This window comes from Oleomonas cavernae, from assembly GCF_003590945.1.
GTDB classification, from domain to species: Bacteria; Pseudomonadota; Alphaproteobacteria; order Zavarziniales; family Zavarziniaceae; genus Zavarzinia; species Zavarzinia cavernae.
In genome coordinates this window covers 238,185-255,360 of sequence record NZ_QYUK01000011.1, presented here as the reverse complement: position 1 = coordinate 255,360, position 17,176 = coordinate 238,185, and the positions used below count along the sequence as shown (strand labels likewise).

General features: G+C 63.9%; 11 protein-coding genes. 5 read left to right on the top strand and 6 right to left on the bottom strand.

All coding sequences use genetic code 11. The features are described 5' to 3' along the window. Positions 1-53: 53 nt before the first annotated feature. The 5 genes from D3874_RS04800 to D3874_RS04785 all read left to right on the top strand — a co-directional run bounded on the left by D3874_RS04800 (position 54) and on the right by D3874_RS04785 (position 6,386). Positions 54-1,937, top strand: coding sequence for an ATP-dependent DNA helicase (locus tag D3874_RS04800; RefSeq protein WP_408899979.1), 1,884 nt, complete (start codon positions 54-56; stop codon positions 1,935-1,937). A gap of 141 nt (positions 1,938-2,078) precedes the next feature. Beyond that, the gene (locus tag D3874_RS04795) at positions 2,079-2,888 is read left to right on the top strand and encodes a metallophosphoesterase (RefSeq protein WP_119777067.1); all 810 of its coding nucleotides are present in this window, start codon (positions 2,079-2,081) and stop codon (positions 2,886-2,888) included. Between the two features lie 13 nt (positions 2,889-2,901). Further along, complete coding sequence (locus D3874_RS04790; RefSeq protein ID WP_119777066.1) at positions 2,902-3,396, top strand: hypothetical protein; 495 nt, start codon at positions 2,902-2,904, stop codon at positions 3,394-3,396. A gap of 539 nt (positions 3,397-3,935) precedes the next feature. After that, a complete protein-coding gene (locus D3874_RS27825; RefSeq protein WP_147385523.1) occupies positions 3,936-4,472 on the top strand; it encodes a hypothetical protein in 537 nt (178 codons plus the stop codon). Between the two features lie 198 nt (positions 4,473-4,670). After that, positions 4,671-6,386: a recombinase family protein gene (locus tag D3874_RS04785; protein ID WP_119777065.1), complete on the top strand. Its 1,716-nt coding sequence runs from the start codon at positions 4,671-4,673 to the stop codon at positions 6,384-6,386. A gap of 594 nt (positions 6,387-6,980) precedes the next feature. On the opposite strand, the gene D3874_RS04780 is transcribed toward D3874_RS04785, so the two are convergent. The 6 genes from D3874_RS04780 to D3874_RS04755 form a co-directional block, all read right to left on the bottom strand. Next, a complete protein-coding gene (locus tag D3874_RS04780; RefSeq protein ID WP_119777064.1) occupies positions 6,981-8,357 on the bottom strand; it encodes a DUF1329 domain-containing protein in 1,377 nt (458 codons plus the stop codon). A gap of 18 nt (positions 8,358-8,375) precedes the next feature. Then, positions 8,376-9,743, bottom strand: a complete 1,368-nt coding sequence (locus D3874_RS04775) for a hypothetical protein (protein WP_119777063.1) — start codon at positions 9,741-9,743, stop codon at positions 8,376-8,378. A gap of 236 nt (positions 9,744-9,979) precedes the next feature. Then, complete coding sequence (locus tag D3874_RS04770; protein ID WP_119777062.1) at positions 9,980-12,619, bottom strand: LuxR C-terminal-related transcriptional regulator; 2,640 nt, start codon at positions 12,617-12,619, stop codon at positions 9,980-9,982. A 159-nt stretch (positions 12,620-12,778) separates the two neighbouring features. After that, positions 12,779-14,749, bottom strand: coding sequence for a DUF1302 family protein (locus D3874_RS04765; protein WP_119777061.1), 1,971 nt, complete (start codon positions 14,747-14,749; stop codon positions 12,779-12,781). After that, positions 14,698-15,672, bottom strand: coding sequence for a WD40/YVTN/BNR-like repeat-containing protein (locus D3874_RS04760; RefSeq protein ID WP_119777060.1), 975 nt, complete (start codon positions 15,670-15,672; stop codon positions 14,698-14,700). The genes D3874_RS04765 and D3874_RS04760 overlap by 52 nt, the downstream gene beginning before the upstream one ends. Before the next feature lie 81 nt (positions 15,673-15,753). Beyond that, positions 15,754-17,133: a DUF1329 domain-containing protein gene (locus tag D3874_RS04755; protein ID WP_119777059.1), complete on the bottom strand. Its 1,380-nt coding sequence runs from the start codon at positions 17,131-17,133 to the stop codon at positions 15,754-15,756. Positions 17,134-17,176 lie beyond the last annotated feature (43 nt).

Sequence of the window (17,176 nt, the reverse complement as noted above, 5' to 3'; positions counted from 1 at the left end):
GTCTGGTCTGGCGCGACGAGGTCATCGCGCAGGGTTACAGCCCGGATGGCATCGTGCGGGACGCGGTTGGGCGCCAGTCCACGCCGCGACCGCTGCCCGACTGGACGGCGCTCGCCGATGCGGCGACGGCCACGGATTCTTGCCCGGCCAAAAGGGAGGTTCGCCAGCGCATCAATGAGGCGCTCGTGGGATTTGATCTGGGCGGGGCTGAGCCCCAGGCCTTGCAGCGCCAGGTACTCGCAAGGCATTTCATCGACCTGGAGATCGAGGGCGACCGGCGAAGCGCCAGTTACTCGACCCAGGCCGTGATCGAGGCGGAGCGCTCCATCACCCGGATCGGCCCGCGTATCGCCGCGAGACCGGACCGCCGTCTTGCGCTGGGCCAGGTAGAGCAGGCATTGCAGGGCACCACCTGTGATGTCGAGCAAAGCCGAGCGGTACGCGCAGCGACCGCCGGGCAGGACCTGGCGGTGATCGAGGGGCCGGCCGGTGCGGGAAAGTCGACATTGCTGCGGCCGATCATCCAGGCGTACAGGGACGCGGGCTACGCCCCCATCGTCACAGCGCCGGCCTGGAAGGTCGCCGAGGCGCTCGGAGAGGCTGTAGAGACGCCCTATGAGGTCCTGGCGACCCTGGTCGGCAAGAACGCTCGTCCCAGCCATCGGATCGGCCCGGCCTCGGTGGTGATCGTCGACGAGGCAGGCATGGTCGGTGCCCGGACGATGGGATCCCTGCTGGGGGAGGTCGAACGGGCCGGTGCCAAGATCATCCTGGTGGGCGACAGGCAGCAGCTAAAGCCGGTCGAGGCCGGGCCCGCCCTGTCCTTGCTGATGGATCACATCCCGGCCGCTTGCCACACCGAACTGCGTGAGGTCCGGCGACAGCATTCGGTCGGCGAGCGGGTCCAGGCCCTGCGCTGGCGCGCCCAGTCCCCGGACGCCGCCATGGACGCGATCGAACACGCACGCGCGAACAAGACCTGGCACGGTGTTGAGACAGCGCAGGCCACCATCGACACCGCCGTCACCCTCTGGGCGGGGCTGGAGCGTGACGACGAGCATGCCGTCGTGCTGGCACGATCGAATGCCGAGGCGCGGGCGATCAACGAGCGCATCCGCAAGCTTCGCCGGGAGGCCGGCGAGATCGCCGACACCGACCACCTGGCCGTGGCTGCGGACCAGTCGGGCACCTTGTTTGAGCTGGCCCTGGCCCGGGGCGACCGCGTTCGGATCACCCGAAAGATCGCCGGCAAGAGCTTGATCAACGGCACAGAAGGGACGATCAGAGAGGTGAAGTCCGACACGGACGGCATGCTCACCATCACCCTGATGGTCGACGATGAGATTATAAGCGTAACACACAAGGATTTGCGCGACCCGGTCAGCGGTGGGATCAAGCTGGCCCACGCCTATGCCGCCACCGTGCATTCTGCTCAAGGCGCGACGGTCGATCACACGATCATCGTCGCGGCCAGCGGCACCCGCCGCTGGGATGCCAACTTGGCCTACGTCGCGGCATCACGACATCGGGCCCAGTGCCACTGGGTGGTCAACGAAGCACCGTGCCGGACATCCAAGAATGGGCAGGACCCGACTGAGCAGGAGGTCATGATGCGCATGGCCACGGACCTTGCCCGGCCCGCCGAGAAGGCCAGCGCCCTGGCGCGGATCGAACTCCTGATGCGGCAACGCGATGACGAGGCGGCGGCGATTGCCGCCGAGCGGCCTGATTCACTGAACTTCCTGGGCAAAGTGCTCGAGGATCGCTACCAGGACAAGGTCGCGCGCGCCTTGCAGATCGTCGTGGCCAATCTGCAAAACCTGGTGTCGTCCCTGCGTGAGGCGATCGAGAAGCTGCGCCCCACACCAGCACGGAGTCCCGGCCTTCAGCAGGGCATCCAGCCTCGGGCACGCGCCCGGGACGACGACGAGCGCTGAACGCGCTTCTCCCACAGATGTCCTGCTCCCCGGCCCCGGTCACGGGCGCCACCGCTGGTCGCGGCGCCCGCAACCGGGTCCAGGGATCAATGGTGAATCACTGACTCGCCGGCGCCCGCGATCACCATCACGGGAGCAATCATGAGTATCGAGATAATACGCCGCGGCTGGCAGCCGATGCCGGTCATCAGCGATGTTCGAGCCTTTGCCATCGGTGACGTCCATGGCCAGTCGGCCGCCCTGCGCATGGCCTTCCTGGAAGTCGCCGAGCGCTCGGCGGCCGGTAGCCCGGACCACCTGGTCATGCTGGGCGACTATATTGACCGCGGGTCATACAGCCGGGGTGTAATCGCACAGATTATCTCAGGTATCCCCGGCGTCAAAGTGACAGCGCTCGCCGGCAACCACGAAGGCGCCCTGGCGGCGGCCTACGACAGTGGCCGCCGGGACCATCTCGGCACCTGGCTTGGCAACGGCGGCTTCGCGGTGCTCGAAGAATTGGGCCTGCCGCCCACGGCTACCGCCGGGGATGCCTGGGGGGCCTTCAGCGGGGCGGAACGGGGATTCATCGACGGCCTCGGTCACCACTACCTGGAAGACAACCTGCTGTTCATCCACGCCGGCCTGCACCCCCAGCAACCGCTCGAGCGCTCGCTCGCCTGGCCGTGGCGCCAGATCCCCGGCAACCACGCCGAAGAGCGGGCATCACCCTTCTGGGTGCGCGAACCGTTTCTCATGGCGGACGCCAATCCCGACGAACTCTTCGTGATTCATGGCCACACGCCAGAACGTGATGGCGAGCCGGTCCTGACGCGCCACCGTCTGGGCCTCGACCTCGGCTCATACCAGACCGGGCGGATCGGCCTCGCCGAGATCGATGGCGACCGGGTGCGGCTCACGGTCGTCCAAGACACCGAGCAAACCCGCCGCCACCGCACCCCCAATTACTAAGGAGTGATCCACCATGTCGATGGTCAACCAAGCCCCGCTGACCCGCCCGGTCACGCTCGAGCGCCTGCAGTGGCAACCCAATTCCATGCGCGTGACGCCGGCGAGCGTCTACCGCGACCCCGAGTTCCTGATCAATCTCAAGGGTTACATCGAGGCCCTGCTTCCCTTCGACGGCCCGCCCCTGCGCCTCAGGCGCGAGGCCCATGAGGCAACAGCCCGGCGCTGGCGCCCCCGCGGCACCGAGATCATCACCCCCCGCCGCTACGCCCTGCTCTACCACGTTGGCGCTGCGCTGGGCCATGAGGCAGGGCCGAAGGCACGCGAGTGTTTCCGGCTGCTGGTGACTCAATGCCCCGAGGTAGGCCTGTTCGGCGACGCCATTGATCGCATCATCGACGGCGGCAAGGCCGACCGCCTGACCGGCGACCTGATTCACCAGACCAGCCGCGAGCTTCGGCTCGACCCCGAGTACCTGCCGACGATCGCGCCTTTCATCAGGATTATGTAGAGAGAACTCTTGCCGCCCAGTGATCCCAGGCGGGATCACTGGGCGAGCGATCTCGTCTGGGCCCTGGCTCGCTCGCGCGCGATGTGCAAATGGTGACGAGACCCCCGGAAGGGTCTCGTCACCATCGACGTGGTCGCACGACATCCTTCCAGCACCCCCGATGGGTCGCAGCAAAACCAGGCCGCCAAATGCTCGCCGGCCCAAAGATACCCGGATCGTTGGGATCCACTTGGTGTCTTCTCCCGCCCTCGATTTCGCTCCGTGTCCCCTAGATGCGCGCCCCGAGCGCGCGGACTATCGCGGGGACCGCGCCCCCATGGATGCTGGTGATTCAACAAATCGTGCCCATCGCCTTGGCTCGGATCGAACGGATCACGATGCAGAACCCAGGGTTTCTGCGGGTTTTCGGGGCGCAAGGGTGCAGCCAGGTGAATCACCAGATTTAAATTTCAGCCTGGGCCGCGCAAACGCTGGCGGGCCGGGGATCCGCCCCAACCTGAACTTCAGGGCTGAATGAGTCGGCCCCGGAGGACATGCAAATGAACAGTATCGACTACCACCCCGCGCCGACTGCCGACGCCCTGTTTGAGGCGCTATGTCGGCAGCGTTGCGCCGCTCCACCGCCTCTGGCGGTTCGCTCTGCAAAACAGCGGGTCACGGCCCAGGAGCGGCAGATCCGCAAGGTGCTGGGGCACGGTCACTCCTATGAGGTGGTGGCCGCAGACCTTGCCCAAGCCTACGAGATCCACCTCTCTGGTCCGACGCTTCGGAGATACCTAAATGAGCTCGCGGGCGTCCGAGCCAAAAGCAAGGCGAAGCCAGAAGAGAAGGCGCATTGCAGGAAGGCGGGAGTATCTGCCAGGCCGGCGATGGCACCAATGGCACCGGCTTCGATGCTCACACCAATGGCCACTATGACGCCCGCCTCCGCACCGATCATACCGACGTCACCGATGCATACCAGCGCTCCTGCGTCGCCGGCGCCCGCTCCGCGTGATGTGGAGGCGGCCCCAATTGCCAAGGCCCCCAAGAACGGCGACCTGGACCACCTTTTCGACAAATCGGTGGTCTTTTGATGACCAATCAACGCCCTGATATCGGTGGGGTCCTCACGGACCCCACCCTCCCCGGGGAGGCGATCGCCCTGACGGACGACCGCCCTCCCCCCACCCCGGCTGCCGTCGTCGCGGCCTACCTCTATTCACGACGCTTGGTCGAGGAGTTGGCGCGACTCTCGGTGGAGGAGTGACCGCGCTAGCGCCTTGCAAATTTCGATGGCCCCTGCCCATGCTTGTCTACCCTCTGGAGTCCCCGCCATGGTCAGAGTTGCGATTTACGCTAGGTATTCTTCAGACCGTCAAACCGAGCGGTCGATTGAGGACCAAATTCGCATCTGCCGACAACGCGCTGACCGCGAGGGCTGGAGCGTCTCCGGGACATTTGCGGACCACGCCCTGTCGGGCGCCTCGCGACAGCGACCGGAACTGCTTCAGATGATCGCTCGTGCAGGGCACGGGGAGTTTGATATCATCCTGGCGGAGGCCCTGGATCGCCTCTCCCGTGACCAGGAGGATACTGCCTGGATCCACAAGGGCCTGAACTTCCGCAACATTAAGATCGTCACTCTCTCGGAGGGCGAGATCACCGAGCTTCACGTCGGGATTTCGTCGACGATGAACGCGGTTTTCTTAAAGCAGTTGGCAGCGAAGACGCATCGCGGCCAGCTGGGTGTCGTCATTGACGGGCGCGTCGCCGGCGGGAATGCATACGGTTACGATGTTGTTCAGCGTGACGGCAAAATCGGGAGGGCAGGACTGCCTCAGCGCGGCCACCGGGCGATCAACGTCGCCGAGGCGGCCGTGATCCGGCAGATCTTCAAAGATTACATCGACGGCCAATCACCACGGCAGATCGCCCATCGCCTTAACGCCGCGGGCCTGCCCGGCCCCCGCGGCGGCGCCTGGACCGCCAGCCTGCTCCTCGGCAATGCCGAAAGGGGCATCGGCCTGCTGCGCAACGCTCTATATGTCGGCCGCTTGATCTGGAACCGCCAGAGATTCATCAAGAATCCGAGCACCGGCAAACGCCAGGCCCGCCTCAATCCGGCGTGCGAGTGGATCGTCCACGAGGTGCCACAGCTGCGGATCATTGAGGATGATATGTGGGACAGGGCGCAAGCGCGCCTCCTGGCCCAGCGCAAGGTATTCAAGCAGCCCGAGGGCGCCACCAACCGCCTCAACCCGCTTCACCGCCCCAGGCACCTGCTCTCCGGCCTCGTCCGCTGCGGCCTGTGCAATGGCACGATGGCGATCGGCGCCAGCGGGCGGCGTCTCGTGTGCACCAGCCACCGGGAGCGCGGCACCTGCACCAACGGCCGCACGGTGAAGCAGGATGTCCTGCAGTCTCGCGTCCTCGACGGCATCAAGACCCACCTCGCTCAGCCCGCACTCATCGAGCACTTTGTCGGTGAGTATGTCCGGCTCCAGAACGAGCGCCGGCGTTCGGCCGTGGCGAATCGTGCCGGCATCGAGAACCGCCTGCGCCGCCTCGAGGCCAAGGAGCAACAACTTACCCGCGCCCTCCTCGAGCAGGACGATATCGCACCACTCTTAGCTGCCAGCAAAGCGCTCGCGGTCGAGCTGAGTGCCGTGCGCCAGGAACTGGCCGCCGAGCCCGAGCCGCCGCCGGCCATCCACCCCAACATCGCCGGCCTCTATGCCAGGAAGGTCGCCGAGCTCGAATCCTGTCTCAGCGATCCCGCCACCCTGGACGCGGCGCGTGGCCTGCTGACCACGATGATTTCCCACATCGTGATCCACCCGGGCCAGGCCCGCGGCGCCTACGATCTCGAACTGGTCGGCGACCTTGCAGCCCTACTGGAGCTGGGCAGCCCGCGGCCGCAAAAAAGCCGCAGCACCGGCGGCATGCCTGATGTTGCGGTTTCGTTGGTTGCGGGGGCCAGATTTGAACTGACGACCTTCAGGTTATAGGGCGGATCATCAAATCTATATCTACTTGATATTGAATGACAAAAATCCTCTGAAAGATGTGATGTGCTAAAATTTGTGCTGAATTTGAATCGCACTTAGATTGAAAGCGATAACCTGCTGCCGGTTTTGTGGACACCGAGATTGGGGGTTTCATGGTGCCGAAAGCGCCTGACGGGAAAACGCTGGATTGAACCGCTTCGGGATTCTCACAGACCTCTCGTCCTGCGGAGCAATGAAGTGGCTATCCCTGCTTTTGTCAGCCAACCGAACGAGAATAGGAATGTCCGCTCCCTCTTCTCAGTATTTGAGATCTCCAGCAGTCCCGGGGTGGTTCACAGGGCCTTGCAGCGAATCTTCACTGTCCTGCAGGAACCCCTGTCGGCGAACTTAGGGAGATGGTTCCGGTCACTCGCCGAGAAAACGATCACCCCCAAAGCTCGTCCCGAGAACCGAAAGGACAGTTTGCTCCCTGGACCCGGCGTTACTTTGCACGCGGGGTGGCGATGATAAGCCGTTCAGGCGAACCGTGCGTCAACGGCCTCGGCCAGGATCGACAGAGACACCGATCCTCTTCCGGAAATGGCCACCAAGATCTCACGCGCCGCGCCGCTGCAAGGCCCCTTGCGTGAGATAGAGGTCGTAGATGGCGGGATCGTTCACCCGCATCACATCGCCGCTGGTGAGGCTCCGGACTTGTTCGATCCGCGTCATGTGCCCCGTCTGGGTATTGAAGGCATGGACATGGGTCCATGACCAATAGGGGTGGCCCCCGTCCATCACTTTTCCCTTGCCGTCGTCATAGAGCGAATAGGCCCCGTCGAAGGAGCGGTACAACTGGCCCCGGCGGTCGAAGCTGACCATGGTGATCGGCAGCATAGTACGCAGGTCGAATCGCACCTGCTTTTTCGAAATCGGCGCCCGGGGATAGCGGACCGGCTCCGCCTCGACTGTGATCGCCTGGGGCACGAGTTCGACGACCGTATCGTAGAAGGTCCCACCCTTCGGTCCGCCGTGGGTGCCTCGTCCCCAGTTCTCCCAGGTCGACGACCAGTTGCCGGAAAGGCCGGCGAGCGCAGGACCAGTGCCGACGACCCGGTAGTTACCCCAGGTGAGATAGGGATCGCCCGCCGCCCAGGCATCCGACAGATAAAGGTCGGAGCCGGGCAGCATCGGCTCGAACCGCTGGTTGGTCGGGAAACGGCGGATCCGCTTGAACTGCGGCACGTAACCGAACAGGTCCGGGAATTCCCGCTGGTCGTAGGGCCAGATATTGAGGAAGGAAGAGCCGCGGATATCGTCGGGCGAGGTGAAGATGATGGACTGGAAGCGCATCTTGTCTTCATGACCGGGCAGATAGGGCTTCGGGCCCATGACCACCCGGGCGACCGGAGTCATCTCGGCCCAGCAGCCCTCGTAGCGGTAGTCGACCCTGCCGCCGACCCCGACATCGCATTCCTTGATCGCGTAAACGCAGGCATCGTGCCGGCCCCAAGACAGGGTCTGCCCAGCGAAGGCCTCAAGCCCGTCGGTCGATGCCGGGAAGGGATGGCCGCCAATCCAGGGCCTGCCGTCATCGGTCCTGATGTTGCCGTCGCGGTCCAGTCGGGCGCGGCCCTTGTTGCGCAAGGTCGCCTCGACATATTCCCAAGGCGACAGGTGCATGATGTCAGCCGTCTCCCGCGCGATGGTGAGGCGCCGCCCCATGTCCCTCACCTGCAGCACCTGGATCGGGTCGAGCAGATCCCGCACCAGATCGACATTGCCGGCATCGATCGTATCACCCGGCTGCAGCCGCCCCTTGGTGTAGACCTCGATCGACAGCAGTTCGTCGGGATAGGCAGCGCTGGCATTCCCTGTCTCGGCGACCGCCTGCCACAGGGGCATCAGCACCCCTGCGGCGACGGCCCCGCGGCCGAGTTGGTCAAGGAAATGGCGGCGGGTGTAGCCCCAGCCGTAGTGCCCGATGTGCATACCGCCCCGCTTGCAGCGTCAAGGCATGAAGGGAAGCAGCGGCAGGTTGCCGAGCCCCGCACTGCTGCCGGTCGGCAAGCCGGTCAGCGTATCGCCCAGGCGCCCCGCCAAGTTCTGCATCGTGACCGGATCAGCCAGCCCCTGCAGTACCGAGGGCACCAGTTGGCCAAGCAACAGCTCCGGCTTCGCGGCGCCAACCAGATAGAGTACGGGCTCGGCGGGCAGCAGGCTGACGATGTCGCCGACGAGAGGCAGCGAGGCAAGGGAATTAGGCCCGGTCGGCATGTCGCCGATCCTCACCGTCTGAGGCGAGAAAACCTCCGTCAGGCCGCCCAGCAGGTCGCCAACCGCCGGAATCCCGTCGAGCGGCGTACCCGTCGAGCCGGCGGGCAGAATGCCGGCCAGTAGGTTGCCGAGCGGCGCCTGTTCCCCCTCGGTCGAGAGCAGATTGCCGACAAGATCAGCCAGTGCCGACACCGGGCCGTCCGACGCTACACCATTGTCCTGGAAGTCGGCCAGCGGGCCGCCACCCGAAGATGCCGCTGGCACCGCCTGGAGGTCGCCGAAGGCCTTGCCGTCCGCGATCGCGCCGGCCGAGGCCGTGATGAAGCGAATGCCGCTGGCATGGGGCGCAGCGATGAAGGAATTGGGCCGGCCCATGTGGCGATGGCGGTAGATCAGGCTAGGGCCGCTCGACTCTTCCCCCTCTGCCGCTGGCGGCGGATTCTCCGGCGCGCCCGTATAGAGGCGCAGGCCCACCACGCCGACGGACCCCCCGTTATCAAAGCCGCCCGTCGCGTAGAGGGAAAGGCCGCTGCCCGGTGCCACGAGATATTCGACCCCGATGTCACCACCGAAGTCGCTGGCGTCGGTAAAGGTGACGCCGCCGCCAACCTTGAAGTTGGGCGAAGCGTAGTAGGCAAGGCCGAGACGCCCGACGAAACCGCCGTCCACGATGTCACCGGTTTGCACGCCAGCCAAGGTTTCGATGGTGATCTGGTCGATGTAGTATTCGCCGATCGCCGAGACGCTGAACTGTGCCTCCTCATCGATCTTGAGGGCGCTGACGGCGAGGCCGAGCATGTAACTTTGTGGATCGCGGAAATAGAGCTGGGCGGCGCCGCCGTAGTAGCTCGTTTCCGATGCCGCCTTGCCGACGATGCCATCGACCTGGAGCCCAATGCTATCGCCGAGAGGGAGGGTGAGCGAGGCGCCACCCCCATAGAGGCCGCCCGATTCGTCGCCGCCACCGAAGGCATCGAATTGAAAACTGGAGGCCGCCACGGCGACGCTGTCCACAGCCGACTGATCCTGCGCGGCCGCAATCGACACGGCACAGATCGCAGCACCGAACGAGGCTGCCGACAGCCAACCCTTCCTTGTCATGTCTCCCCCTCGCGTTCCCGCCCACCCCGAAACCTTGACGTCGGTTTCGGGTGTTTTTGCTTACTTCAGAGCCCTGGAGCCCCGATCTCCGGCCGACAGGCGAAGAACCTCTACGGCGGTACGCATCCTACGGGGCAAGCGCAAGGGCAACCGCCCACCCATAAGTAGGGAAGTCCCCCAATCCCCCCGAGTGCCTCGACCCAATCCAACCGGATCGAAGAGACCCGGATGGAGCTTCAGTGGAGTAGTCCCGACTGGCGCGCGATCTGGACGGCGTGGGTGCGGTTGCGGGCATTCAGCTTCTTGGTGATATTGCGCATGTGCCACTTCACGGTCTCTTCCGACAGCACCAGCGCTTCGGCGATGTCGCGGTTGCTCATGCCGAGTGAGATCAAGGAGAGAACATGGCCTTCGCGGTGAGACAGGCCCAGCCCAGCCGTCGCGCCCTCGGACAGCACGAATTCAGCGACCGGCGCCGGCTGGCGCTCGGCCATGAGGTTGAGCAGATAGTCCTCGTCAACCACTGAACGGCGAAGTCCGGACTGGGCGGCGGTCAATTTGGCTTGTGTGGCAAGACGCCGGCTTCCGGCCGCATCATCCAGCAGGAGCTGGATCGCCGACGCGATGGACAGCGCGGAGATCTCAAGCCTGACCTGTCCGGTGGAACGGACCCTGTTCAGCAGCGTGCCAACGAGACGCGAGGCTCGGCTGGCATCACCCCGCGCCAGCGCCAGACGCGCTTGCGTGAGCTGGCGCATATCCATCGACGGCGTGAAATCCTCTGTTGTCGGCTGCGAAAGCCCCATTTCCTGATCGACGGTGAATGCCTCTTCCAGCCGACCGAGACGAAGAAACGTCGTCGCTAGTTCGCCGCCGAGCAGATCAACGAGTCGGGGCAAGCCGGCCTGTTGGGCGAGACCGATTGATCGCCGGAGGATGCTGGCCGCCTCGTCGCCCCGGCCCGCAGCCAGCGTCAGGCGGGCAAGCACCCGGCTGGCGCTTTCTCCCAGTTCCACGGTCACATAGCCCAGGGCGTTCTCGCCGGCTTCGGCAATCGCCTGCCGCGCCTCCTCCAGCCGATTCGCTTCATAATGTGCCTCGGCGAGGCAGACCGACAACAGTTCCCGCACGAAGCCCGCTGGCCGCAATTCGAGGTCGCTGTCGTCCGTCGCGGCCCGGCATAGGTCGACGACCTCATTCACTTTGCCCTCGAATAAGGCGAGACGGGCCTTGACGACGTGATTCCAGCCGAAGGCGTAGGAGTGCCTACTGCGGACGACGATATCATCCGCCTGTTCGGTCAGGCGCGCCGCTTCCCGGTGGCGGCCGAGGCTGAGTGCCGTGTAGGCGCTGGCGACGATGATCGAGCCTTGTTGGAGCAGGCCAGAGTTCGCCCACTTGCGATCGAATGCGCGCAACAACTTGCCCGAAACCACGTGGCGGTCCGCCGCCACGGCGGCTATGGCACGGATCATATCACAGGTGGCAAGGGTATCCGCCGCCTGCGCCTCGGCAATCTTGTCGAGGTCGAGGGCGGCCTGCACATCGGCCTCCACGCTCGACAGCAATCGCCCGGCCTCGTCATGGCGCTGGCGGAAGGTAAAGGCCCAGGCAAGTCCAATTTTCAGCGACGGGTAGCGATCGATGATCTCGCCAGGCAGGTTGCTGATCCATCGCTGTACCGTCGCAAGTTCCCCACGCGACAGCGCGATCTCGGTCACCCGATCGGAAGCGTAGGCGGCGGCGCGCTCATGAAACCCCGCGCGCAAAGCATGTTCGACTGCCAGTTCCACCTCGCCCGCATCCTGGAACCAAGCGCAAGCAGCGGAAAGCAGGCGTGTCTTCTCGCCCGGCAGGTCGATGTCGAGCCGGGATTCGAGGAATTCGCGGAAAAGTGCATGATATTTGAACCAGCGCCGCTGCCGGTCGAGGGGAATCAGCAGCAGGTGACGGTCCTCGATCTCAGCCAGGAGTGCTCGCGTATTCTCGAGGCCGGTAAGGGCAGTACAGAGTTCCGGCGAGAACATGTCGAGTGGCGAGGTGGAGAGTAGAAGCCGCCGCACCTCAGGGCGCTGCAAGTCCAGGGTAACCTCACACAGGTAGCGCGAGACTTCGACATCGGTGCCCGAAAATTCTTCGACGAAGCGCGACGGGCTCTCGCTCGCCTCAAGGGCAAGTCCGGCCAACTGTAGCATGGCGGCCCAGCCCCCGGCCCGCTGGCGAAGCCGTTCCGACTGCTGGGGGTCGACACTCTTCTTGCAGATGTTCATCAGCAGGCGGTGGCTCTCAGCGGCGTCGAGAGCGAGGTCCGCCTCTCGCAGGATCATGACCGCGCCGGCCAGGCGCGCGTTGGCGAGCGCTATAGGCAGGGCCACCCGGCTGCTCATGACGAGTTGGAAACCCTCCGGCGCCTGGGCTGCGAGAAAGGCAATGGCACGGTGTATCGGGGTGCTGGAGATGACGTGAAAATCATCAATGAAAAGCACAGCAGGCCGGTCCGTGAAATCGTGGGCAAGTATGCGGTCGATCACCGCTTCGATTTCCAGCAACTCGCCCGATCCGAGCACCACCGATTGGCGACACAGGGTTGAAAACACCCCTATTAGCAGCGACGCGAAACGGCCGGGTTCGTCGTCTAGCGCGTCGAGCGACAGCCAAGCGGTGCGCCAGCCCTGCTCCGCCCGCAATTCCAGCCATTGGCGCATCAGCGTCGACTTGCCGTAGCCCGGCGGGGCCTCGATCACGATCGATTGTACGTCCGATGCCTCTGCCGAAAGCCTTGCCAGCAGGCCGTCTCGTCGCACGGTCCACTGCCGCAGCGGCGTGGGCTTGGCCTTGGCACTCCTGATCAGTGATGGTGGCGGTTCCGTTCCCATCTGCTTCCCCCGAACTTTTTGCCCGGCTGTTGGCGCCGATGCTGTCTTGTTTCTGCAGTATTTTGTGCGCTATTTCCCCCGAATTCAAAAAAAATGGGGAGGAGACTGTGGAGGCAGCTCCTCCTCCCCAAGTGCCGGCGGGGGGCCGGATACTCTGACCTAGAACTGATAGGTGACGCGCAAACCCACCTCGTCCGCGTAGTCGACGACCGCAAGAGCGGAGCGGCCGTCCTCCTCCCCAAGGATGATAGTGGAATAGAGGTTGACCTCCCACTTGTCGTTGGGCTTCCAACGGATACCCGGCTGGATCAGCATGCCGCCGTCGATCTCGTAGAGCACCGCCCATTCGAACTTCCATTCAAGGGAAGGCGAAGGCTGGAAGCCCGCGAAGGCGATGGCACTCGAATAATCAGTGCCGTGAGGTGGCGACGTCGAGGTCGATCCGTAACCCGACAGATGGCGGGTACCAACGTCGAAGATGTCGCTGCCGTTCTTGTAAATGAACTGCAGCACGAGATAGGCGGCGGGGAAATCCTCGCTCCAGCGATGCCACTTCTCCGCCACGGCGGCGAAGGACCACTGATCTTCCTTGATGAACTTCTGGCCAAGGGTCGGGTTGGTGAACGTGCGGTTCGGTGTGTAGGTGAGTTCGATACGGCCGATGAGTTGCTCGAGGAAGGAACCGGGCTCGCCGTCGAAGACGTAGTTGACGCTGGCGCCGAACACATTCTCGTAGGGAAAGACGCGCTCGATGTGCCCCCGCAGACCACCTGACAGCCAGAAGAAAGTGTCGAGTTCACCCCGCGCGAGGGCATCGCTCTGCCCGACGTTGTAGGCGGTCAGCGACCCCGTCGCCGGCTGGAAATCATCGACCGCGGCGTTGAGGCCCTGCGTGCCGTTGAGCCTGATCGAATTGGCGTACCAGTACCATTCCTCCTGGCTCTTCACACCGTTCTGTTGATCAACCTCGAACGGGGTCTCGGCCATAGCCGCGCCCGAGCCCGGCAGCACCGGCAGATCGCGGTCCACGCCCGACTTGGTCCAGCGGATTACCCCATCGGGATTGTGGCGCGAGACGGCGATGAATTGCAGGCCGAGATTCCCGAGCTGGGCCCGGATGCGGCCACCGACGTTCCACAGGTTGTCGGCATAGCCGTCATAGCGATCATGCAGCGTGAACTGGTCGGGTACCACATTATAGGGCGTATGGGGATTGGGATAAATCGTCGGCTCGAACTTCTGGATGAAGCCCTCGACCTCCCATTCCGAGTTGATCTGATAGGACGCGCGAATGCCAAGACCGGGGACGCGCTTGTCGCCATACTCCTCGATCGCCGGTTCGAATATCAAGTGTCGGCGATAGTCGAGTCCTGCAGGCACGTCCATCACGCGGAAGAAGATCGCCTCACCCCAGGCGATCTGCTGGTTGCCAATGCGCACGAACAGGGGGCCGTTGGTGTAATCGACCGTCGCCACCGGCAAATCGATCATGAAATCCTTTTCGGCATATTCGAGCGGGGTACCACCGCCACCGTCACGGAACTGCGTCTCGAAATAGTTGGTGTCGCTGTTGTCGTCGTAGACGTTCCAGTCGTAATAGCCGCGGACGGTCAGGCGGGCACTCCAGTTGGCGTCGATCATCGCCGCCATGTTCACCTCGACGCGGGTGGCGAAGAGATTGTAGTCGTTCTTGGCCGTGCGGACGTCGCGCCGCCCGGTCGGCGGCAGGGTCAGGGCCGAGCCGAACAGCGGTTGAGTGATGTCGGTAAGGGCAGGCAAGGCGAGGCTGCCCAGAAGATTGTTGACGCCGCCGAGCGTCGACAGGTCAAGGCCTAGAGGCTCGAGCGGAACATCCCTGCCGTTGAACGGATTGCCCTGGTTGTTAGCCTGGTTCTCCTTATCGCTGAGCTTGATCGCCATTTCCTGACGGATGAAGCCGGAGATCGAGAAATCGAAACCCAGCGCGGGAATCACGAGCCCGACTAGCGCCCCACTGATAACGCTGCCGGCGATGATCCCGGCCACTCCTCTCTGCTGCTTCCCGGACATGTTTCCCCCTGATCCCTTTGTCACCGGTTCTAGTTCTGGCTGACACGAACGATGCGGCCGGTATGTCCGCCGACGATCCATCCGCTGCCCTTGGCCGCAATCGCTGGTTGATACCAGGTCGTGGCAATGTCTCCCGCCATCAGGGGCGTCACAGTCGAGGATGTATCGGTCGTGACCAGCATGGTGCGAAGCCCAGTTATCAGGGTCTTGCCGTCTTCGCCTCGGGCGATGCCCAGCAGGTTGGCTTTGGTGCCGGTCTCCACCACTTCCCAGGCATTGCCGTGATCGCGCGTACGCAGGACCTTGCCGTTCTGGCCTGCTGCATAGCCGATGCCACTCTCCTCGATCTTCAGGTCGAAGAGGGAGGCGGTGCCACGATGGACAATATCCCAGGAGTCACCGCCGTCCGACGAGCGCATGATCAACTCGAATTCGCCGACGATGGTCATGCTACCGTCAGCATCGAGGCTGACGCTGTAGAGATGGGGCTCGAAGCCCTGGTCGTTCGTCCGGTTCCAATCGAAATCGATCTTCTTCCAGGTCCGCCCCTTATCCGCCGAGACGAGGATAGTGCCGAAGGCGCCAACGGCCACGGCCCGGCCGGCCTGATTGGCGTCGACCGCGAACAGCCGCGCCTCGGTACCGGATTCGACCTTGGTCCAACCCTTGAGGTCCCGCCGCAGCATCACGCCCTGCTGGCCGACGACGAGCGCGACATCACTGTTCATGGTGCAGCCCAGATAGGCGCTCGCACTGTTGACCTCAGTCACCCGCTGCCAGGTTCGGCCGGCGTCCCCGCTGGTGAAGAGAAGATTGGGCACGCCCACGGCAAGCCGTTCGCCGCTGCCGCTCTGGCTCAGGCAATAGATGGCCTCATGCGCCGTGCCCTGCCTGACCGTGTCGAGCGTAGGCCCCGTCTGCGCAAATGCCGCCCCCGCCGCTAGCAATAGCCCGCCGGCCATCGCCCCGAAGCGCCTGCCGATACAGCCGATCCTGCTTCCCATGTCCCTTTACCCCTGTTTCCGCCCTGTCGGGCCGGCGCGCCTCGGCGCCGGCCCTTGTCTTTCCACCAGCTTGCCGGACGATCAGGCGCCAAGGCGTCGGATCGCCTGAATGGTCAGGTACTGGTCGTGGATGCCGTCGCCCTGGTTGAATCCCGACTGATAGCCGCCGGTGATCTCCTTGGCCTTCAGCGCGCGACTCATGCGGTTCGCCTGGAGATCGTGGCAGGTGAAGTGGGCCCAGGACCAATGGACGTGGTCGCCGTCCATCACCTTGTTCTTGCCCGTGTCGTAGAGGCCGAACGCGGGCTCGAAGGATTTCCACATCTCGCCGCGGCGATCGTAGGTCAGGTAGGCAATGAACATCATGTTGCGGGCATCGATGTAGACGCGCTTCTTGCCGACCGGCGCCCTCGGGTAACCGGTTGGTTCGCATTCGACCACCAGCACCTCGGGGCAGAGTTCCATGTTGGACAGCCAGAAGGTCTGATCCTTCGGGCCGCCGTGGGCCGGCTTTTCCCAGTTCGGGTCGTCGCCCGCCCAGTTCTCGGACACTGCGCCGAGGTGCGGCTTGGTCTCGATCACCTTGTAGTTGCCCCAGGTCAGCATGGGATCGCCTGCCGCCCAGGCGTCGGACAGGAAGATGGTGATGCCGGGTACCAGCGGCTCGAACCGCTGGTTGGTTGGGAAACGGCGCTCACGCTTGAAGGCCGGCAGGTAACCAAATAAGTCCGGGAACTGGGTCTGGTCGTAGTACCATTCGTTGAGGAATGAGGTGCCGCGCACGTCGTTCGGCGAGACAAACCATACAGACTGGTAACGGGCTCGGTCCTTCTTGCCCTGCCAATAAGGGCCTTCCGGGTTATAAATGAGACCTGTCGCATTCTGCTCGCACCAGCAGAAATCATACTGATATGACACCGTGCCACTCGGCGAAATGTCCCAGTCCTTGATGGCATAGAGCGTCTGGTCGTGGCGGCCCCACGACAGGGTGATGTTGGCGAATGCCTCCACGCCATCCTTCGCATCGGGAAAGGGATTTCCGCCGATCCAGGGATCGCCGTTCTCGATCACGACGTTGCCCTTGGCGTCCAGCTTTGCCTTGCCCTTGTTTTTGAGCGTTGCCTCGAGATACCGGTGCGGGAACAGCTTGGTGACGTCCGTCGTCGTCTTCACGAGGCGGATCTTCCGCCCCATCTCCTTCACCTGCTTGTAGGCGGAGGGATCGAGCAGGTCCTTGACGATATCGACATTGTTGGCGTCGACGATGTCGCCGGTCTTGAGCTTGCCCTTGGTGTAGGCCTCGATCGAGAGCAGTTCTTCCGGGTAGACCTTGGTGATGTCGCCCGAACGGGCGATCTCGGGCCACATCGCCGTCAGCATGCCGAGCGAGAGGCCGGCCTGTGCCGACTTTGTCAGGAACTGGCGGCGGCTGTAACCCTTGTCGAACTTCATGATATGCATTGCTTAGTCTCCAGGATTGGATTTTCTATTTGGTCTTCTCTCG